Origin of the sequence: Streptomyces sp. LUP47B (assembly GCF_001746295.1) — a bacterium.
Lineage (GTDB): Bacteria > Actinomycetota > Actinomycetes > Streptomycetales > Streptomycetaceae > Streptomyces.
This window is the reverse complement of record NZ_MJAH01000003.1, coordinates 654355-674427: the sequence shown is the minus strand read 5'-3', so window position 1 is coordinate 674427 and position 20073 is coordinate 654355. Positions and strand designations below refer to the sequence as shown.

The following is a 20073-nucleotide window of genomic DNA, read 5'->3' as shown; positions in this document are numbered from 1 at the left end:
GGCCTAGCCCTTCTCGGCGCTCGACTGGGCCGTGTCCAGGGCGTCCTTGGGGCTCTTGGCGCCGGACAGGGCCGACTGGACGGCGGTCCACATCGGCTGCGAGATGGTCGGGTACTTCGAACCCAGACCGCCGCTGGTGCGGCCGCGGGCCGCGGCGACCGCGCTCACCCACGGCTCGAGCTTCGGATTGGCCGCCACCTGCTTGGCCTGCACGGCCGCCGTCGGGGCGATGTACGTCAGGGTCGTGTCCGTGGCCAGGAGGTTCGTGTCGTTGGTCAGGCACTCGACGATCTTCTTGGTGACGTCATAGCGGGCGCTGTCTTTCTGCACTGGCACGGTGACGAACTCGCCGCCCGTGGGTACCGGCGCCGAACCGCCGTTCTGCGCGGGGACGTTGATGACGCCGTAGTCGAAGCCGGCCTTGTCGGCATTGCCGAGCTGCCAGGTGCCGTTCTCACCGAAGGCGTAGTCGCCGGTGGCGAACTCCTGCCAGCTGGTGGTCTGCGTGTTCTGCAGCACGTCCTTGGGGGCCAGTCCGTCGTCCACCCATCCCTTCCACAGCGACAGCGCGGCAACTCCCTTGTCGGAGTCGAGCTTTGTCAGATCGCCGCCCGCGCCCCAGAACCAGGGCAGGAACTGGAAGCTGCCCTCCTCCGTGTTGATCGCGGAGAAGGTGATGCCCTTCTTCCCGGCCGCCTTGACCTTGTTCAGGGCCGCGGTGAGGGACTTCCAGTCCTTGATGCCGGCGGGGTCGACGTCCGCCGCCGTCAGAACCTTCTTGTTGTAGTAGAGGGCGAGCGTGTTGGCGCCGATCGGGACGCCGTAGGAGGCGTCGTCGATGGTGCCCGCGCCGATGATGTTCTTCTGGATCGACTTGGTGTCGAGGCCGAGGTCGCTCGTCTTGTTGAGGATTCCCGCCTCGACGAGCGTGGAGACGACCGGGTTGTCCACCAGCATCACGTCGGGCGCGTTGCCCTGCTGGGCGGCGAGCAGCGCCTTGTTGCCGAGGTCGGTGGTGTCGTACGCGGTGCGCTTGACGGTCACCCCGGCCTTCGTTCCGCAGCCGGTGACGAGCTTGCCCCACGGGGAGGAGGCGTCGAACTGCGGGTACGGGTCCCAGAAGGTGTACGTCCCTCCGGACGCGTCGGTGGAGCCCGACCCGTCGTCGGAGCCGCCCGAGCAGGCAGTGAGTGAGGCGAGGGTGCCGACGGCGGCGAGCGCGGCCAGGAGGGTACGGCGGTTGGGTATCACGGGGTGACCTCGTTGTCGTGGAAGAGGGGAAGGCAAGGGGGCTTCAGGAGGTGGGCAGCCAGACGCGCATGCTGCCGTCCTCGCGGTTGGCCCAGGCGTAGTAGGGGACAGCGGTCAACTCGACGGGGTCGCCGTCCTGTTGCGGCGAATCGGACGACTCGTCGACTGGGGCGTACGGCCACCAGCCCGCGTCCGGGTGGTGCCGCCGGCTGCCCGCCGCCACCACGGTGGTGACGCCGCCGAGCAGGTCCGGGCGGTGCTTCAGGGCGAGTGGGCGGGTGGTGTCGATGACGATGTCGTCGAGGCCGCCGCCGGGGTGATCGACCCCTTCCAGGCAGTAGACGAGGGGTCCGCGTTCGATGGCCACGCAGCCGCGTACGGCGTCCACGCGGGGGTCGGCGGCCGTCAGCCGCGGCTCCAGGGAGAGTTCGAGGACGACCTGGTCCCCGGGCGACCAGGTCCGCTCCAGCCGCAGCCAGCCGTCGGCCACGGGACCCTCGTACGTCTCCGGCCCGCATCGCACCCGGAACTCCCGGCACCACTGCGGGATACGCAGGGAGAGCGTCCAGGGCTCCGCCGGAGTCTCCTCGACGGTGAGGGCGATCGTGCCGTGCCAGGGGTAGTCGGTCTCGGCCCTGATGACGGCCACGTCGCTTGCGTAACGCCCGGATACGTACTGGTGGATCTGCAGGCCGTTGTCGTCGCTGCTGGCCAGGTAGTGTTCCAGGCTCGCCAGCAGGCGCATGACGTTCGGCGGGCAGCAGGCGCAGCGGAACCAGCGGGTGCGGCGGGCCGACTGGTCGCCGCCGGGGTCGGTGTGGCCGTCGCGGACCTGGAGCGGGTTGACGTACAGCCAGCGCTCGCCGTCCAGCGACACCCCGGCGAGGAAGCCGTTGAAGAGGGTGCGTTCGATCAGGTCGGAGTAGCGGGCCTCGCCGGTGAGCAGGGCCATGCGCCAGCTCCACTGGATCGAGGCGATGGCGGCACAGGTCTCGCAGTAGGCACGTTCGTTGGGCAGTTCGTACGGGTCACCGAAGTCCTCCTCCTCGTGGTGGGCGCCGAGGCCGCCGGTGAGGTGGGTCTTGGTGGTGGTCATGGCGTGCCACAACCGCTCGGCGACGGTGCGCAGTTCGGCGTCGCCGGTCTCGGTGGCCAGGTCGGCCGCGGCGGCCAGCAGATACAGCTGTCGTACGGCGTGGCCCTCGACGTTCGTCGCCTCGCGCAGCGGGACCCGGTCCTGGCAGTAGGCCTCACCGCCGAGCAGTCCATGGCCGTAGCGGTCGACGAAGTAGGCGGCCAGGTCCAGATAGCGGCGCTCACCGGTCTCCCGGTACAGCTCGACCAGGGCGGTCTCGACCTCGGGGTGGCCGTCGATGCCGTCGATGGGTTTGCCGCTGCCGGGCGGCCCGAAGACGGAGTCGATGTGATCCGCGAACTTACGTGCCACGTCGAGGAGTTCGCCGCTGCCGGTGGCCCGGTGGTGGGCCACGGCCGCCTGGATGAGGTGGCCCGCGCAGTACAGCTCATGGCCCCAGCGCAGTTCCTTGTAGCGCTCACCGCCCTTGACCAGCTGGAACCAGGTGTTGAGGTAGCCGTCGGGCTGCTGGGCGCCGGCGACCAGGCCGATGATCCGGCCGACTTCGGCGGCGAGGTCGTCGTCCGGGGCCAGGTCTCCGTCCGGGGCCAGGTCTTCACGGGCCTGGTCTTCGCCCCGGTCCTGGGCGAGCTGCCAGGCGGCCGCCTCCAGCCACTTGTAGACGTCCGTGTCCACGAAGGGATAGGCGCCCTGGAACTCGCCCGCGGCCGTGCCGGCCGCCAGCCTGAGGTTGTGCAGGTTGCCGGCGGCCTCCAGCAGTGCCGGTCCCTGCGGGATGGAGACATGCGCGTTGCTCGCACGGCGGGCCTGCCAGAACCCCGTGTCGATGCCGACGGCGGCGGGCCGCAGTGCGGCCCGGCTGTCCGGGCCGAGTCGGACCGGTCCCGTCGCGGGCAGGGCGGAGTGTGTGCGGGGCATGGCTCTCCGGTGGTGAGTGGCGGGGCGAAGCCGGCATACGGCCGTGACGGGCAGCCTCGCCAAGGACCGCCTCCCGTGCACGAGGAGCGTCGAAGGCGGGTGACCGACTACCTGGAACTCGTTTTGAGCAATCGTTTTCTCGTCGAGAATGTAGAGGGCAGACCACCTGACAGGTCAAGGGTCACGTCAGGTGTTTGTTCAACTTTTCCCTGGACTGGCGCAACGACGCAGCACCTGTCACGATGTCGGGCGTCTGACTCATCCAGGAAAAGGTTTGCCCGTGACTCCTGCCGCTCCAGACTCTCCTCCGGCCGGGCGGGCCCGGCTCGCCGACGTCGCCGCCCTCGCCGGCGTCAGCGTCGGAACGGCGTCCAAGGCGCTCAACGGCGCCGGACGCATGCGGCCCGAGACCCGGCAACGAGTGCTGGACGCGGTCGCGCAACTCGGATTCAGTCCCAACCAGCACGCCCAGAGCCTGCACAGCGGCCGCAGCTGGACGGTCGGCCTCATGACCACTGACGGCATCGGCCGCTTCAGTACCCCGGTGCTCCTTGGCGCCGAGGACGCGCTCGGCGCGGGGAAGATCTCCGTGCTGCTGTGCGACACCCGGGGCGACGCCATCCGGGAGCAGCACCATCTGCAGAACCTCATGGACCGCCGGGTGGACGGAATCATCGTCACCGGCCGACGCACCGACCCCCGGCCGCCTCTGCCCGGCGTGGAGGGCATCCCGGTCGTCTACGCCCTGTCTCCCTCCACCGACCCGGCCGACACCTCCGTGGTCACCGACGACCGCGGCGGCGCACGCCTGGCGGTCGAGCATCTCGTGGCCGCCGGACGTACCCGGATCGCGCACGTCACCGGCCCGGAGCACCACGCCGCCGCCCGCGAGCGCGCCCGGCACGCGGTGGAACAACTGCAGGCCGCCGCGCTGGAACCGTCCACCGGGCGCATCCATCACGGCGAGTGGAGCGAGGCGTGGGGCCGTCGGGCCACCGAGGCGGTGCTACGCACAGCGCCGGACACTGACGCCTTCTTCTGCGGCAACGACCAGATCGCCCGAGGCGTGACGGACGCACTGCGTGAGCGCGGGGTGGCGGTGCCAGACGACATGGCTGTCGTCGGCTACGACAACTGGGACACCATGGCCCTGGCCAGTCGCCCCCCTCTGACCACCATCGACATGAACCTCGCCGAGATCGGCCGTATCGCGGCCCTGGAACTGCTGCGGGCCATCGACACCGAGCCCCGGCCGGGCGCGCACACCGTGCCCTGCCGGCTGGTCGTGCGCGAATCCAGCTGAATGCGGACGCGGGCCCGTGCGGATCTCCGGTAGCGAGTGGGCCGGTCCGGCACCTGCCCGCCGTCCCGCCGCGGGCACCGCGTACTTCAGCGGTGCCGACGGGGCGACGGCATGCAGGCGGGAGCCATCGAGGGGTGCCGCAAGAGACATCCCCGGTGTGACTGGTGGCGGACGAGCACCCGCCGGAGCGCAGAGCGAGACACGCGTGGGTGACCATCGCGATCGTCATGGGTGGGTCGGCCGCGGCGGCTACGGTCATGGCGGGGACGATTCTGCGCGGGCGGGGAAGCGGTGTGCGGGACGTGGGCGTCCACCTCAACGCCGGCGACCGCGCCCTCGACGCCGTACCCGCCGGCGAACACCGCAGTTGATCGTGCAGTTCCCCACCGCGACCACCAGCCGGGCTCGGCCATGTTCCGCATGACGAGTCCGGTCACCGCGCCACGTCCGTATGCCGGGGCGGGGCCACCAGCTGTGCGCGGTACGTGTCGGCGCGGGTTCGGCCATCTTCCCGGTACTTGACCTCTGGCGCCCCTCGCCACGGGGGGAAGACGGCCACCGCTCAAGAGACCGTCGCTACGACGACGGTTTTCCCTCGGCCTGGGCCGCTTGCAGGTCAGCGAGCAGCTCGGCCTGACCGGCCAGCACACCCGACAGGATCGTGCGCGCCACCCGCAGCAGCTCCGCCACGTACGGGCTGGTCAGTGAGTAGTAGACCGTCGAGCCCACCTTGCGGGTCACGACCAGGTTCGCCCGGCGCAGCACGGCCAGTTGCTGCGAGAGGTGCGCCGGCTCGATCCCCACCTCGGGCAGCATCTCGGCGACCGCGTGCTCGCGCTCGCTCAGCAGCTCCAGGACGCGGATACGGGCCGGGTGGCCGAGGGTTTTGAAGAACTCGGCCTTCAGCTGGTACAGCGGCGTACTCACCGTGCCGTCCCCTCCGCCGTAAGGCAACACGGCCCCAGCGGCCGGGCCTTGGCGCATCGCATCCACCCACTCGTCAAGAACATGCGGCCAATCCTCGCGTGTGGCGCCGGGCAGGCCGAATCCAGCAGTGACGGTCTCAGTAATTGCTAATATTAGCAATTACTGAGACGAGGGAGCCGCCTTCTGGCGTTGCCCCGGCGAGAGGGGTGCAATGGGTGGCTGGGACGTCCAGTCCGGAAGCGGAGTGCGCTTCGAATGGGGGCCCGCGGGTGCGAGCCGGCTCGCGAGCGAGGCTGTCTGTCTTGTCGCCGTCGACGTGCTGTCGTTCACCACAGCGGTGAGCGTCGCCGTCGACCGGGGCATCCGCGTCCTTCCCTTCCGGTGGCCGGGCGGCCCCGTGTCCGGCGCGGAACGGACCGGCGCCGAGCAGGCCGCCGCCGCGTATGCGCGCCGGTCGGGTGCCCGGCTGGCCTCCCACCGCCACACCGTCACACCGGAAACGCCCTGGTCGCTGTCGCCCGCCCACCTGCGCGCCGCCCCGTTCGTGGGCCGCCTGGTGCTGCCGTCACCGAACGGCGCCGCGATCGCAGCCGCCGCGCCGCCCAGGGTGCGGGTGGTCGCCGTCTGCCTGCGCAACACCACCGCGGTCGGTACCTGGCTCGCCTCCCACGGCTACGGCACCCCCGAACGTCCCGTCGTCGTGATCGCCGCCGGTGAGGCGTGGCCGGACGGCAGCCTACGGCCCGCGATCGAGGACCTGCTCGGCGCCGGAGCCCTCATCAGCGACTTGTGCTCCCGGGGCGCGGGCCCGCTCTCCCCAGAGGCCGCCGCCACGAAGGCGAGCTACGAAGGCACCGCCGATCTCGCCCACACGGTTGCCACCAGTGCGTCCGGCCGTCAGCTGGCCGCGATGGGATTCGTCGAGGACGTGGCGATCGCCACCGAAGTGGACACGTCCGCCCTCGTCCCGGTACGCCACGACGACGGTTCCTTCGTCTCGGGTTGAGAGCCGGAGCGGTCAGCCGGCCGGCTCATCACCGTCCGGCCACCCCGTGGTGCGCCATTCGTGACGCCCCTCCACCTGGTCCCCGCATGCTGAGCGGTGTGCGGCACGCGCGGCAGCCAGGTCGGCATGGATCGGGATGGGCGGGCACTCGGCGGCGGGGACGAGCGATCCGTCAGCGGGAATGGCGGCCAGCTCCAGAGACCGGCCCGCCTGGGCGAGGCGACGGGCGGCCTCGGTGATCGCCAGCTGCCCTCCGGCCGACCAGCTGCGCAGCTCGGTGAGGTCGACGACAACCGGGCCGGCGCCACGGGCCAACGCCCAGCCGATGGCGCCGGTAAAGCGGCGCACGGCGTCGGGGCCAAGGTAGCCGGCGACGGAGAGGATACCGAGGTCACCCTCGGCGGTGTAGCGCCAGTCGATGGTCATAATGGTGAACTTCCTTGCCGTTCAGCCCAGTTGGACTCAGAGAGGGAGAGTGATCCAGATGCTCTTGCCGCCGCCGTCGGCATCCGCGCGGACGACGGCCGTGCCCGCCAGCCCGAGAACCAGCTCCATTACGGTGCCCAGTCCCCCGACTTCAGAGTCTGTGACGGCCTCGTACAGGACGGGCTGGTAGGGGTGGCGGTCGTGGACGGCGAAGGCGAGGCAGTCCGGGCCCGCCGCGTAGATCACCGTGAGCTGCGGGGAGACGACGGCGGCGTGCCGCACGCTGTTGGTGACCAGCTCGCTGACTATCAGCAGGGCCGGGTCCACGGTGGGGTGGCGCAGGCCGATCCCCCATTCCACCAGTGCTTGTTGGGCGGTCTTCCGTGCTATGCGGACGGCTGACGGCTCGGCGGGCAGGGTGAGTACATGCCGGTGGGGCAGGGCTTCGAGGCGCGTGGACATCAGCCCTCCGTGGGCCGCGCGCAGCGGTAGCCGGTCGCACTCTGCGGGCGGATGCGCACGACTGGGTCGTGTGGACCGTGCACCCGGCCGGGCGGGGTGCACCGGTAGTGGGCGGCCTCGCCCAGGTCGGTGAACACGTCGGCGGGGCCGACCGCGGTCACCGTCCAGCGGTTGTCGGCGGCGGACAAGGACAGCGGCTCAGGCGGGGTCGGGGTCAGGGTGCGGACGATCCGGCGGACGAACTCCCCCACGTGCCGGACGGGAGGCGCAGCGGCCATCCCCCGCTGTACGTGCGCAGGCCGCACCGGAGTGCTGCCATCCAGCAGCCGCACGGCCTCCGCGCCGGAGACCTCGGTCAGAGGCAGTTCGGCGGAACGGGTCCTCATCGGACGGCTTCCTCGCTGGTGGCGGTGGTCCGCTGGGCCGGGCCGCCCGACAGGACGCCGGCCTTCTCCAGGTGATCGCGGGCACCCCGGATCGCGTCAGGTGTGGAGGCGTACTCCCGCCCTTCGTGGCGCAGCAGGTCCAGTGCCCCGACGGAGTCGAGGACCTGAATCTGGCTAGGGCGTATCCCGGAGGCGAGGACGAGGATGCCGCGCCGCTGCAACTTCTCGACCGCGTCCTTCAGGACGAGGGCCCCGGTGGCGTCCATCGTGGAGATGCGCGACATGCGCAGGATGACGACGCGGACGTCGGCCACCTCGGTCAGCTCGAGCAGGAAACGGTGCGCGGCGGCGAAGAACAGCGGGCCGTCGATGCGGTACGCCACTATGTGCTCGGCCAGCAGCGCGTGTTCCTCCGCGCTGTGGTCGCCGCGGTCCAGCGGTACCTGGTCGAGACGAGCCTGCTTGGCCACGGCACGCAAAGCCAGGGCGCCCGCCACCACCAGGCCGATGATCACGGCGTACACGAGGTCGAGTGCGAGCGTGGCGACGCAGGTGAGGACGAGGATCAGCGCGTCGGAGCGGGTGGCCCTGGCCATGGCCCGGAGCGAGCCGACCTCGACCATCCGGATCGCCGTGGCCAGCAGGACGCCCGACAGGGCGGCCAGTGGAATCTTCGAGACGAGAGGCGCCGCCGCGAAGACGATCACGGCCAGGACCGCGGCATGCGTCAGGGCTGCCAACCGGGAGCTCGCGCCGGTGCGGACGTTGACCGCGGTGCGGGCGATCGCTCCGGTCGCCGGGACACCGCCGAACAGTGGGGCGGCGATGTTGGCCAGACCCTGCCCGAACAGCTCCCTGTCCGGGTCGTGCCGCTGGCCCACGGTCATGCCGTCGGCGACCGAAGCCGACAGCAGCGACTCCAGTGCGGCCAGGGCGGCGACGGCCACGGCCGGCGCGAGCAGCGTCCCGAGCGAGCCGAGTTCCAGGAAGGACAAAGACGGTACGGGCAGCCCGGAGGGCAGGTCGCCGATCGGCTTCGCCTCGTCCAGGTGCGCGAGCTGTGCCACGGCCGTAGCGGCGATCACGGCCAGGATGGAGAACGGCACGGTCGGCAGCCGGCGGGCACCGAGCAACATGACGGCGGCCACCGCGGTCGCGAAGCCGACGGCCGTCCAGTTGGGGGCCTTGGCGAACTCCTCGATCGCCCGCCAGGTCACCACCAGGACGCGGTCGCCCCCGGGCTTGGGCACGCCGAGGGCGCTCGGGACCTGCTGCAGACCGATCACGCAGGCGATGCCGAGGGTGAATCCCTCGACGACCGGGGCGGGCACGTACTGCATGTACTTGCCGGCCCGCAGCGCGGCCAGCCCGACGAGCATGACGCCCGCCATCAAGCCGACGGTGAGCACCCCACTCGCCCCGTACTTGCCCACGATGGGCACGAGGACCACCGTCATCGCACCGGTCGGGCCGGACACCTGCAGATTCGACCCGCCGAAGACCGCAGCGAGCGCACCCGCGATCACGGCGGTCGCCAGGCCCGCCTGAGCGCCGAGCCCCGAAGAAACACCGAAACCCAGCGCGAGCGGCAGCGCGACGATCGCCACGGTCAGACCCGCGAGCAGGTCCCGTCGCGGGTCACGCCGCATCTGAGCCAGCTCGACCCGCCTGGGCAGCAGTGCGGCGATCCGGTCCCCCGCCCGGCCAAGTGCCGTGGTCATCGCGCGACGACCTCGGCGTTCCGCAGCTCGGCCAGCAACTCGTTCCGTCCGGCCAGCACCTCGGTGAGGATCCGCCGCGCCGCCTGCAACAGGGCGGCCACATCGCCGCCGGCCAGCTCGTAGACGACGGTCGAGCCGTTCCGCGTGGAGGTGACGATCCCGGAGCGGCGCAGCACCGCCAAGTGCTGCGACAGGCCAGAGGACTCCACCTCGATCGCCGTGAGCAGGTCCCGTACCGGCAGCGGGCCGTCCTGGAGCAACTCCAGCACCCGTATCCGTACGGGATGCCCCAGCATCCGGAAGAACTCGGCCTTGGCCTGGTACAGCGGAACGGACACGGCCCCTCGGCTCCCTTCGAAGACCCCACCTCGGGGCAGACACCAAACGCTGCGTCCGCTTCTACTTGCGATCCCAGCCAACCCAGCATCTAACCAATTGCGAAATTTTGCAATTAAGCATTCGGTTGTCGCGCTCTCGGTGCCGGTGCTCAGCCCTCCGTGTGGGCCAGCCACAGGTCGGGGCCGAAGACCTCGTAGCGGATGTGGCGGGCGGGGATGCCGGCCTGCAGCAGCTGGGCCCGCACGGTGCGCATGAAGGGCAGTGAGCCGCACAGGTAGACGTCCGCGTCGGCGGGCAGGTCCAGTCCGTCGAGGTCCATCAGACCGGGGTGGGCGCCGGGTTCGGCGGCGGCGTCCTGTTCGTACCAGAACTCGGCCCGGGCGCCGGGCAGTCGGCCGACGAGGCGGCGGGTGTCCGCGCGCAGGGCGTGGTCGGCCGGAGAACGGTCGGCGTGCAGCACCGTGACCGGGCGGGCGGCTCCGGTCGCCGCGAGGTGTTCGAGCATGCCGACCATCGGGGTGCAGCCGATGCCGGCCGAGACCAGCAGCAGCGGGCTGTCGGCGTCGTCGAGGACCACGTCGCCGAACGGGGCGGACAGAGTGAGTTCGTCACCGGCCCGGACGGTGCGGTGGAGCTGGTTGGACACCTCGCCCTCGGGGGCGTCGGCCACGCTCGCGACCCGTTTGACGGTGATGCGGCGCACCTGGTCGCCGGGAGCGCCGGAGAGGCTGTACTGGCGCAGCTGGTGTATGCCGTCGGGCATCTGCACGCGGACGCTGACGTACTGGCCGGCCCTGCCGGAGGGGATCGGGCCGCCGTCGGCAGGGCGCAGCAGGAAGGACACCGCGTCGGGGGTCTCCTCCCGCCGCTCGACGACCGTCCACTGCCGCCACGGATCGCGGGGATCGACCCGCGCCTCCTGGTACAGGCGGGCCTCCTGGGCGATGAGCGCGCCGGCCATCAGCCAGTACACCTCGTCCCAGGCGGCGGCGACCTCCGGCGTGACCGCCTCGCCGAGCACCTCGGCAATGGCCCCGAACAGGTACTTGTGGACGATCGTGTACTGGTCCTCGGTGACACCGAGTGCGGCGTGCTTGTGGGCGATCCGCGACAGCAGCGCGTCCGGTCGGGCGTCGGGGTCGGCGAGCAAGGCCTGTGCGAAGCCTGCGATGGACCCGGCCAGAGCGCGGCGCTGTTGTCCGCTGGCCTGATTGCCGCGGTTGAACAGCCCGTCCAGCAGCTCCGGTTGCTCGGCGAACATCGTGTCGTAGAACCGCGCCGTGATCTCGTCCAGGGCTCCGCCGACGGCGGGCAGGGTGGCACGGACGACGGTGGCCGACTCGGGCGAAAGCATGGGTCTCCTCAGCAGACGAGGTGGACAAGGGGATTGGCGCCCACCATCGTGGCTTGATCCATGGACGGGGGCCGAGGGCCGAATGGCCCTCTCTTTGAGGCCGATCGGCTCGTGTGGACGCGGACGCCCCCACCAACGGATCCGTCGGCGGCAACAGCGCCCCCGGCCACCCCTCGGTCCGAACAGGTCACGGAGTCGCGCCTGGTTTCCGTGCGGGTCACCCCGCGCGCTGTGCCGGACGTGCGCGGAAGACGCCGATGGCCAACGCCGTCGTCCGGCCACGAAGGTGAAACGGTGCGGTTACACGATGTCGAGAACGTCAGCGACCGGGCGGCGGGGGGTGGCCGGACCCCGCGGGCCGTAGCCGAGACGCAGCACCATCTGCACCTGCCCGGGCCCGACCCCGGGTCGCGGACCGGCATGCGCAGCTCGGGGGTCTCCAGCGCGTGGGAGGTGAGGGAGGTGGCCAGGTCGGCCGCAGTTGCCTCCAGGAGCACATGTTCCAGTGCCTGACCGGCACGCAGCCAGTCGGCGGGCCCGTCGCCGGGGTGCTCAGCAGGGCCAGGTGCGGGGTGTACTCGAAGGTGGTGGTGCCGCGGTCGGCCACCGGTCGGCGCCCGGCGAAGTCCGGTACCGGGGCCTTGCCGTCCCGCTTGCGCGGCCCGAAGGCGTACTCGGGGACACCGTCGACGGCGCTGTACGCCTCCGGGCCTGTGGTGCTACGGCCCGGGTGACACCGGGCTGCCCCGCGACCCGGTGGGCGGGAATCAGAGATCCTGGGGATCGACCGGCGTCCCACGCTGTTCGAAGTCCATGCCTGCCTTGCTCTGGGCGATGATCTCCTGCACGTGCTGCTCGATCTGCAGAGGGTCGAGGCCCAGTGCCTTTCCTATGTGAACGGACCACACCTCGGAGCGCAGGTTGGTCTCGAAGTCCAGGTCGGCGCGTACGTTCTCGCGTGCCGCCTGCCGGTTCTGGCTGACCATGACGAACGTCGACAGGAAAATCGCTTCCAAGCTGACGATCATGGTGAGCAGCCCGTAGGGATACGGGTCGAAGATCGCTGCTTTCCCGAGCAGGCCCTCGTTCAGCGCGATCCAACCTGCGAACCAGAGAGCGTGCAGGTACACGAATCGCATCGTCCCCGCGAACGAGGTGATCGCGTCCGCGACACGGTCCTGCGAGGTGCGCATCCGTGCCAGCCGGACACGCTCGTGGGGAACGCGGACGGCAGCACGCCGAGGACGGCTCCGGCCCGCGGAAGCGGGGCTGCTCTCATCGGCGGAGCCCGGCTTCACGCCCTCCATCCGTCGTCCTTTCGATCGGTGCCCGGTGGTGACCGGGGTCGCGCTCCCAGCGTGACAGCAGGGAAGCATGTCATGTGGCCCGCATGGGGACGGCATCGGGGACGTCCGGCCCAGCCGCCTCCTGCGAGAACGCCGGTCCCTTCGCGCCGGAGCCGGCCGTCTTCCCCGCGAGGAAGAGCCGGCCGATCTGGATGAACTCCTTTCCAGGGGGCCGGAGGTCCCGGGGCAGTTCGGTCCTCGACCCAGGGACGCTCGGCCCTGCCCCCGCCGCCCATACGGAAGGGAAGCTGAAGGAAATGGCACCAGGGGGCGGCTCGGAAGGAAGTGGGCGCGATGACGCACATTGTTGGTGACGTGATGACCCGCGAGGTCGTCGAAGCCCGCCGCGAGACGCCGTTGAAGGATCTGGCACGGCTCCTCGACCGGCACCGGATCAGCGGGTTGCCCGTGGTCGACCACGACGACAAGGTCCTGGGCGTGATCTCGGAGACCGACCTGGTCCGCCGTCAGGCGGCCCGGTCCGCCGACCGTCCTGTACGGCGGTTCCGCGTGCCCGCACTGCGACGCTCCGCCCGCCGCGCGGCCGCCGTCGCCCGGGCCGCCACCGCGGAGGACCTGATGACGTCTCCAGCCATCACGGTGCACCCCGAACAGCGGGTGGCGGACGCCGCGCGCGTGATGGAACGCCACGGCGTCGAACGTCTCCCGGTCGTGGACGAGGAGGACCGCCTGATCGGCATCGCCACCCGCCGCGACCTGCTGCGCGTCTTCCTGCGCAGCGACGAGGAGATCCGCCGGGAAGTCATCGTCGAGGTGTTCACCCGCGCCTTGCGCGTGCCGCCCGACACCGTGACCGCCTCCGTTCGGGACGGCATGGTCACGCTGGAAGGGTGCCTGGAGCACGACAGCGACATTCCGTCGGCAATCCAGCTGACGTACCGGATCGACGGTGTGGTCGGCGTCGTCAACAGCCTGACGGGCGGCGACGGCGACGGCCGGACCCCGACTTCGCGGAGGCCGGGCAGGAACAGCCATCACGTCGGGTGAAACTCTCTGCCGCAGGAACCCCCGGATCGGAGAGTCGTAGGCGAAGGCTGATCGGTACGCGCGATCGCCCTGCCCACCCGAGATGGACGGAAGCGTCGGTGCCATGACGTCCGGAGTCGCCCATCAGCCGCCGTTTCAGCCGGAGCAGCCTGGACACCCACGCGCATGACTGAGCCCTGGCGATGGTGCTCGCGACCATGGTTCCGCGCCGGTCGAGCAGATCGATTGTTCGGCCGCTGACGGTCGGCGTCGGCGATCCGATCGGGATGCCGGGAGAAAACCGGGCGCTGGTGGCAGTAGGGCCGAACGGCCCTGGCCCTTTGGCCCCGGATCGCGCAAGATCGGCCATAGGCAAGGATCGGTCACACCCTGTGGGTGACAGCCCGGTGCAGGATTCGGACGGCGCAGAACAAGGAGCATCCAATGGCGGACGGCGCGCAGCCCAGCCCCGACAACTCGATCCGGGTCTTCCTGCTGGACGACCACGAGGTGGTACGGCGAGGGGTGCACGACCTGCTGAACGACGAGCCGGACATCACCGTCGTCGGCGAGGCCGCCACTGTCGAGCAGGCCCTGATCCGCGTGCCCGCGCTGCGCCCGCAGGTGGCGGTGCTCGACGTCCGCCTGCCCGACGGCGACGGCGTGACCGTGTGCCGGGAGCTGCGCTCGCAGATGCCGGAGCTGGCCTGCCTGATGCTGACCTCGTTCGACGACGAGGAAGCCCTGCTGGACTCGATCATGGCGGGGGCGTCCGGCTACGTACTGAAACAGATCAAGGGCTCGGACCTCGTCTCGGCCGTCCGCACGGTCGCCGCCGGCCAGTCCCTGCTCGACCCCAGCGCCACCGCCAAACTGATGGCCCGGCTGCGTCAGGGCCAGGAGCCGGAACCCGAGCCCGACGCCCTCCCCGGTCTGACGGACCGGGAGCGGGAGATCCTGGCCCTGATCGGCGAGGGACTGACCAACCGCCAGATCGGCCAGCGGCTCTTCCTCGCGGAGAAGACGGTGAAGAACCACATCTCCCGACTGCTGGCCAAGCTCGGCGTGGAGCGACGCATCCAGGCGGCGGTCATCGCCACCCAGGCCCAGGACCGGGCCACGCAACAAAAGCGCTGAAGCCGCACGGCGAGTCGCCGGGCCGAACGTCCCCCCCGGCTCGCCCCCGTCCGGCCCAAGCACGATCCCGTACCCGGCCAGCACGCTGGCAGCGACACGGAAGCGGATCGATCGGGAGGACGACGGACATGAGCGTGCGCGTGGGAATCAACGGCTTCGGCCGCATCGGGCGCAACTACCTGCGGCTCGTGCTGGAGCGCGCGGAGACAGCGGCTGGCACGCCGGTCGAGGTGGTGGCGGTCAACGACCTCACCTCACCGGCGGCGCTCGCCCATCTGCTGGAGTACGACTCGACGTACGGCAGGCTGCAGCGCACGGTCGAGCACGACGACACCTCGATCACGGTCGACGGCCACCGCATCGCCGTGACCGCCGAACGCGACCCCGCCGCGCTCGACTGGGCCGGGCTCGGCGTGGACGTCGTCATCGAGTCCACCGGACGCTTCCGTAGCCGCGAGGACGCCGGGCTGCATCTGAAGGGTGGCGCCCGCAAGGTGCTGCTGTCCGTGCCGGGCAAGGGAGTTGACGCCACCATCGTCATGGGCGTCAACGAGGGCACCTACGATCCGGAAAGCGACCACGTCGTCTCGAACGCCTCGTGCACCACCAACTGCGTGGCACCGATGGTGAAGGTCCTCGACGACGCGTTCGGCATCGACAAGGGCCTGCTGACCACCATCCACGGCTACACCAACGACCAGGTCGTCCTGGACGGCCCGCACAAGGACCTGCGGCGGGGCCGCACCGCCGCTGTGAACATCATCCCGACCAGCACCGGAGCGGCCCGTGCCGTGGGCCTGGTCCTGCCGGAGCTGGCCGGCACCCTCGACGGCCTCGCGGTCCGCGTCCCCGTCGAGGACGGTTCCCTGACCGACCTGACCCTCGTACTCGACCGGGAGGTGACCGTCGACGAGATCAACGCCGCCTTCCGGGAGGCCGCCGACGGGCCGCTGAAGGGGATCCTGCGGGTGTCCGACGCCCCGATCGTCTCCCGCGACGTCGTCGGCGACCCCGCGTCCTGCGTCTTCGACGCCCCGCTCACCCAGGCCCACGGGAACCTGGTGAAGGTGTTCGGCTGGTACGACAACGAGTGGGGCTACACCAACCGGCTCCTCGACCTCACCGAGTACGTCGTCGCCCGGCTCCCCCTGGGCTGACCGGCGAGCGCAGATCACGGGGTGTCGTCGCCCCACATCGCCCACGGCCGCACCAACGCCGTCCTGAGCAATACGACCGACGAGCAGGCCCGATCGGACGGCACGGCATCCGCACCGCGCGGGTGTGCCGATCCGCCCGTCGCGGCCTTGCCTGTCGGCACAGATGGCGAGGCTCCCCGTCAGCGGCCAGGCTGGTCTTGGGCCCGATTCAGCGGCCGTCGCTCCGGGCCCGGAGGAGTTGATCGCCATGACAACCCTGGCAGGAACACCAGAGCGCCCGGTCCGGGTGAGTGCGGTGCTGGATACGCGGCTGTCCCGGTGGCTGTGGCTGGTGAAATGGGTCCTGGTCATCCCCCACTACGTGGTGCTGTTCTTCCTCTGGATCGCCTTCAGCGTGGTGAGCGTGATCGCGTTCTTCGCCATCCTGTTCACCGAGCGTTACCCACGCCCCCTGTTCGACTTCAACGTCGGGGTGCTGCGATGGAGCTGGCGCGTGACCTATTACTCGTACGGCGCCCTGGGTACCGACCGCTACCCGCCCTTCAGCCTGGGTGAGGAACCCGACTACCCGGCCCGGCTGGACATCGCCTACCCGGAGCGCCTCTCCCGCGGCCTGGTGCTGGTGAAGTGGTGGTTGCTGGCCATCCCCCACTACATCGTCATCGGCTTCTTCCTCAGCGGCTGGCACCCCGGCTGGTGGGGCGGCGGGCTGATCGCGGTACTGGTGGTGATCGCCGCCGTGGCCGTGACCTTCACCGAGAAGTACCCGCGGAGCCTGTTCGACCTGATCCTCGGCCTCAACAGGTGGGTGCTGCGCGTCGTCGCCTACGTCGTCCTGATGACGGACTCGTATCCACCGTTCCGGCTCGACATGGGAGGCACGGAACCGCACGAACCGGCGGTGGTGCCCTGATCACCTTTGCGTCTGGACTGCGCCGCAGACACGGCGAACCGCTCGGCGCGTCAGAGCGCCCGCAGGCCGTGGTCCCGAAACTGCTCGCGCACCCGCTCCGTCAGGTCCGGATCCGGCGTGGGTGTGTCGCGCAGGGGGAAGGGGATGCCGAGCGCGTCGTACTTGTGGGTGCCGAGCTTGTGGAACGGCAGGACGTCCACCCGGTCGACGTTGCCCAGCCCGGCGAGGAACCCGCCGAGGGCGTCGACGGCCGGCGGGTCGTCGGTCCAGCCGGGCACGAGGACGTAGCGGATCCACACCGGGACGCCGAGCCGGTCCAGGCGGGTGGCGAAGTCGAGGGTCGGGGAAAGGTCGCCGCCGGTCAGCCTCCGGTAGGTCCGGACGTCGAAGGACTTGATGTCCAGGAGGACGAGGTCGGTGTCGGCGAGCAGCTCGTCGGTGGCGCGGGCGCCGAGGAAACCGGAGGTGTCCAGGGCCGTGTGCAGACCGAGCTCCTTGCAGCGGCGGAAGACCGAGGCCGTGAACGCCGGCTGCAGCAGGGCCTCGCCGCCGGTGAGCGTCACTCCCCCGCCGGCGACGGAGATGAAGGGCCGGTACCTCTCGATCTCGGCCATCACCTCGTCGACGGTGGTCTGCTTCCCGTCCCGCATGTGCCAGGTGTCGGGGTTGGCGCAGTACAGGCAGCGCAGCGGGCAGCCGCTGAGGAACAGCACGAACCGGGTCCCGGGACCGTCCACTCCCGTGGACAGGTCCCAGGAGTGGATGCGGCCCGTCACCGGTGCGACCGTGCTGCTCACAGCGATCCGTGGAAGGTACGGCTGATCACGTCGAGCTGCTGCTCGCGGGTCAGGCGGACGAAGTTGACGGCGTAGCCGGAGACCCGGATCGTCAGCTCCGGATACTTCTCCGGGTGCTCCATGGCGTCCTCCAGCGTCGCCCTGTCCAGGACGTTGACGTTCATGTGGAAGCCACCGGAGGCCGTGTAGGCGTCGAGGATGCCCACCAGGTGGCCCGGCCGCTCGTCGGGGTTGTGCCCCAGTCCCTCCGGGGTGATCGTCGTGGTCAGCGAGATGCCGTCCCGGGCCTCCTCGTACGGCAGCTTCGCCACCGACAGCGCGGAGGCGGCCACCCCGTGCCGGTCCCGGCCGTTCATCGGGTTGGCGCCGGGCGCGAAGGGCTGTCCGGCGCGGCGGCCGTCGGGGGTGTTGCCCGTGTGCTTGCCGTACACCACGTTGGAGGTGATGGTCAGCACCGACTGGGTGTGCTCGGCGTTGCGGTAGGTGGGGTGCTTGCGCACCTTCGCCATGAAGGACTTCACGAGGTCGACGGCGATGGAGTCGACACGGTCGTCGTTGTTGCCGTACGCCGGGAACCCGCCCTCGATCTCGTAGTCGACGGCCAGGCCCGTGTCGTCCCGGATCACCTTCACCCGGCCGTACTTGACGGCGGAGAGGCTGTCGGTGGCCACCGACAGTCCGGCGATCCCACAGGCCATGTAGCGGTACACGGGGTGGTTGTGCAGAGCCATCTCGATGCGCTCGTAGGCGTACTTGTCGTGCATGTAGTGGATGACGTTGAGGGTGTTGACGTAGGTGGCCGCCAGCCAGTCCAGCATGCGGTCGTACGCCGCCGACAGCTCCCCGTACTCGAGGTACTCGCCGGCCAGCGCGGGGGCTTCGGGCGCGATCTGCTCGCCGGTCATCTCGTCGCGGCCGCCGTTGATCGCGTACAGCAGCGCCTTGGCGAGATTGACGCGGGCCCCGAAGAACTGCATCTGCCGACCCACCGTCATCGCGGAGACGCAGCAGGCGATCGCGGTGTCGTCGCCGGTGCGCGGGCGCATCAGGTCGTCGGACTCGTACTGCACGGCGCTGGTGTCGATGGACACCCGGGCGCAGAACTCCTTGAATCCGGAGGGTAGTTGGGGTGACCAGAGCACGGTCAGGTTGGGTTCGGGGGCCGGGCCGAGGTTGTAGAGCGTCTGCAGGAAGCGGAAGGAGGTCCGGGTGACGAGTGTGCGCCCGTCACCTCCCATGCCGCCGATGGACTCGGTCACCCAGGTCGGATCGCCGGAGAACAGCGCGTCGTACTCCGGGGTGCGCAGGAACCGTACGATCCGCAGCTTGATCACGAAATCGTCGATCAGCTCCTGGGCGCGGGGCTCGTCGAGGGTCCCCTCGTCCAGTTCCCGCTGCACATAGACATCCAGGAACGTGGAGGTACGGCCCAGCGACATCGCGGCGCCGTTACGCTCCTTCACCGCCGCCAGGAAGCCGAGGTAGAGCCACTGCACGGCCTCGTGGGCGGTGACGGCCGGGCGGGAGACGTCACAGCCGTACGAGGCCGCCATCTGCGTCAGTTCGCCCAACGCCCGGATCTGCTCGGCCAGTTCCTCACGGTCGCGGATGACGTCCGGGCTGGAGAGCCGTGCGTCCAGCAGCGCGCGCTCGGCCCGCTTGGACTCGATGAGCCGGTCGGTGCCGTACAGCGCGACCCGCCGGTAGTCGCCGATGATCCGGCCGCGGCCGTAGGCGTCCGGCAGGCCGGTGATGATCCCTGCCTTGCGGGCGGCGCGCATCTCGGGGGTGTAGGCGTCGAAGACACCTTCATTGTGGGTCTTGCGGTAGGTGCCGAAGACACGGGTGACGAAGGGGTCGGCCCGGTAGCCGTACGCCTTGAGACTGTTCTCGACCATCCGCAGGCCGCCGTTGGGCATGATGGCCCGCCGCAGCGGGGCATCTGTCTGCAGGCCGACAATCAGCTCCCGGTCGCGGTCGATGTAGCCCGGCCGGTGCGAGGTGATGGTGGACGGGTTACCCGGGTCGACGTCGAGGATTCCCTTGCGCCGCTCCTCGGGGAACAGCCGAGCGACCTTGTGCCAGACGGCCAGCGTGCGCTCGGTCGGACCGACCAGGAACGCCGAGTCGCCCTCGTAGGGCGTGTAGTTGGCCTGGATGAAGTCACGTACGTCGATGCGGTCGCGCCAGCGCAAGCCGGCGAAGCCCCGCCACGCCTCGGTTGCCGCCCGGGCTCCAGTTGTCACCGTTGCCGTCATCGCCGGTCTCTCCCTCGCTCTGCACGTGGAACTTCTTCGCCTTTGATGCTCGTCGCTCGCGATGCCCACGAGGAGGGCCTGTCGGAGCACCTGGGGCTCGCCATCGGTCCCTCGTCTGCTGGGCCGTTGGGCCCGGTCGGGCCCCCGGAACCGCCCCTGGCTGCCGGCAAGGGAGCAACTGGCCCCCAGAGCAGCCCGCGGTTGCGGCTGACGAACGGCAGCCGCTCCCAGGCGTACGGGTTGGTCGACACGCCCGTCGAGCCGTCGGACAAATGCTTCACCGGCGGCC

The 20073-nt window shown here is 70.4% G+C and carries 19 protein-coding genes and 1 pseudogene; 7 read left to right on the top strand and 13 right to left on the bottom strand.

The window, feature by feature from the left end; all coding sequences use genetic code 11:
- Positions 1-3 precede the first annotated feature (3 nt).
- Both BFN33_RS13575 and BFN33_RS13570 read right to left on the bottom strand, forming a co-directional pair.
- On the bottom strand, positions 4-1251 hold the full coding sequence (locus tag BFN33_RS13575) for an extracellular solute-binding protein (protein ID WP_069760198.1): 1248 nt from the start codon (positions 1249-1251) through the stop codon (positions 4-6).
- A 43-nt stretch (positions 1252-1294) separates the two neighbouring features.
- On the bottom strand, positions 1295-3265 hold the full coding sequence (locus tag BFN33_RS13570) for a glycoside hydrolase family 127 protein (RefSeq protein WP_069760197.1): 1971 nt from the start codon (positions 3263-3265) through the stop codon (positions 1295-1297).
- Positions 3266-3545: 280 nt separating this feature from the next.
- On the opposite strand from BFN33_RS13570, the gene BFN33_RS13565 reads away from it, so the two are divergent.
- A complete protein-coding gene (locus BFN33_RS13565) occupies positions 3546-4568 on the top strand; it encodes a LacI family DNA-binding transcriptional regulator (RefSeq protein WP_079140806.1) in 1023 nt (340 codons plus the stop codon).
- A 209-nt stretch (positions 4569-4777) separates the two neighbouring features.
- The gene (locus BFN33_RS53150; protein ID WP_176742378.1) at positions 4778-4939 is read left to right on the top strand and encodes a hypothetical protein; all 162 of its coding nucleotides are present in this window, start codon (positions 4778-4780) and stop codon (positions 4937-4939) included.
- 205 nt (positions 4940-5144) lie between these two features.
- Here BFN33_RS53150 and BFN33_RS13560 read toward each other — a convergent pair whose 3' ends face one another.
- Positions 5145-5495, bottom strand: coding sequence for a metalloregulator ArsR/SmtB family transcription factor (locus BFN33_RS13560; protein ID WP_069760196.1), 351 nt, complete (start codon positions 5493-5495; stop codon positions 5145-5147).
- Between the two features lie 211 nt (positions 5496-5706).
- Between BFN33_RS13560 and BFN33_RS13555 the strand changes: the two genes are divergently transcribed.
- Positions 5707-6501, top strand: a complete 795-nt coding sequence (locus tag BFN33_RS13555) for a 2-phosphosulfolactate phosphatase (RefSeq protein WP_069760195.1) — start codon at positions 5707-5709, stop codon at positions 6499-6501.
- 12 nt (positions 6502-6513) lie between these two features.
- Here the strand turns inward: BFN33_RS13555 and BFN33_RS13550 are convergent, their stop codons facing one another.
- From BFN33_RS13550 to BFN33_RS13515, 8 genes and pseudogenes are all read right to left on the bottom strand, one after another.
- A complete protein-coding gene (locus tag BFN33_RS13550; RefSeq protein ID WP_069760194.1) occupies positions 6514-6927 on the bottom strand; it encodes an STAS domain-containing protein in 414 nt (137 codons plus the stop codon).
- A 36-nt stretch (positions 6928-6963) separates the two neighbouring features.
- Positions 6964-7389 (bottom strand): ATP-binding protein, encoded by a 426-nt coding sequence (locus BFN33_RS13545; protein ID WP_069760193.1) that lies wholly within the window; start codon positions 7387-7389, stop codon positions 6964-6966.
- Positions 7389-7775, bottom strand: coding sequence for a hypothetical protein (locus BFN33_RS13540; RefSeq protein WP_069760192.1), 387 nt, complete (start codon positions 7773-7775; stop codon positions 7389-7391). Before BFN33_RS13540 ends, BFN33_RS13545 begins: the two co-directional genes overlap by 1 nt.
- Positions 7772-9496 carry a SulP family inorganic anion transporter gene (locus tag BFN33_RS13535; RefSeq protein WP_069760191.1) on the bottom strand — a complete coding sequence of 575 codons (1725 nt, stop codon included), beginning with the start codon at positions 9494-9496 and terminating at the stop codon, positions 7772-7774. Before BFN33_RS13535 ends, BFN33_RS13540 begins: the two co-directional genes overlap by 4 nt.
- Positions 9493-9834, bottom strand: a complete 342-nt coding sequence (locus BFN33_RS13530) for a helix-turn-helix transcriptional regulator (RefSeq protein ID WP_069760190.1) — start codon at positions 9832-9834, stop codon at positions 9493-9495. Before BFN33_RS13530 ends, BFN33_RS13535 begins: the two co-directional genes overlap by 4 nt.
- Positions 9835-9983: 149 nt before the next feature.
- Entirely contained in the window at positions 9984-11189 is a 1206-nt protein-coding gene (locus BFN33_RS13525) for a globin domain-containing protein (protein WP_069760189.1), read from the bottom strand.
- Between the two features lie 300 nt (positions 11190-11489).
- Positions 11490-11901, bottom strand: a pseudogene (locus BFN33_RS54255) (nitroreductase); the annotation flags it as partial.
- A gap of 55 nt (positions 11902-11956) precedes the next feature.
- Positions 11957-12382 (bottom strand): DUF1003 domain-containing protein, encoded by a 426-nt coding sequence (locus BFN33_RS13515; protein ID WP_069760284.1) that lies wholly within the window; start codon positions 12380-12382, stop codon positions 11957-11959.
- Positions 12383-12829: 447 nt separating this feature from the next.
- Here BFN33_RS13515 and BFN33_RS13510 point away from each other — a divergent pair, with 447 nt between their 5' ends.
- The 4 genes from BFN33_RS13510 to BFN33_RS13495 all read left to right on the top strand — a co-directional run bounded on the left by BFN33_RS13510 (position 12830) and on the right by BFN33_RS13495 (position 16729).
- Positions 12830-13543 (top strand): CBS domain-containing protein, encoded by a 714-nt coding sequence (locus BFN33_RS13510; RefSeq protein WP_069760188.1) that lies wholly within the window; start codon positions 12830-12832, stop codon positions 13541-13543.
- Positions 13544-13966: 423 nt separating this feature from the next.
- On the top strand, positions 13967-14659 hold the full coding sequence (locus BFN33_RS13505; protein WP_069760187.1) for a response regulator transcription factor: 693 nt from the start codon (positions 13967-13969) through the stop codon (positions 14657-14659).
- A gap of 128 nt (positions 14660-14787) precedes the next feature.
- Positions 14788-15816, top strand: a complete 1029-nt coding sequence (gap, locus tag BFN33_RS13500; RefSeq protein ID WP_069760186.1) for a type I glyceraldehyde-3-phosphate dehydrogenase — start codon at positions 14788-14790, stop codon at positions 15814-15816.
- A gap of 247 nt (positions 15817-16063) precedes the next feature.
- Positions 16064-16729, top strand: coding sequence for a DUF4389 domain-containing protein (locus BFN33_RS13495; protein WP_069760185.1), 666 nt, complete (start codon positions 16064-16066; stop codon positions 16727-16729).
- Between the two features lie 50 nt (positions 16730-16779).
- Here BFN33_RS13495 and pflA read toward each other — a convergent pair whose 3' ends face one another.
- Complete coding sequence (gene pflA / locus BFN33_RS13490) at positions 16780-17526, bottom strand: pyruvate formate-lyase-activating protein (protein ID WP_176742377.1); 747 nt, start codon at positions 17524-17526, stop codon at positions 16780-16782.
- Complete coding sequence (pflB, locus tag BFN33_RS13485) at positions 17523-19784, bottom strand: formate C-acetyltransferase (protein ID WP_069760184.1); 2262 nt, start codon at positions 19782-19784, stop codon at positions 17523-17525. The genes pflA and pflB overlap by 4 nt, the downstream gene beginning before the upstream one ends.
- Between the last annotated feature and the right edge of the window lie 289 nt (positions 19785-20073).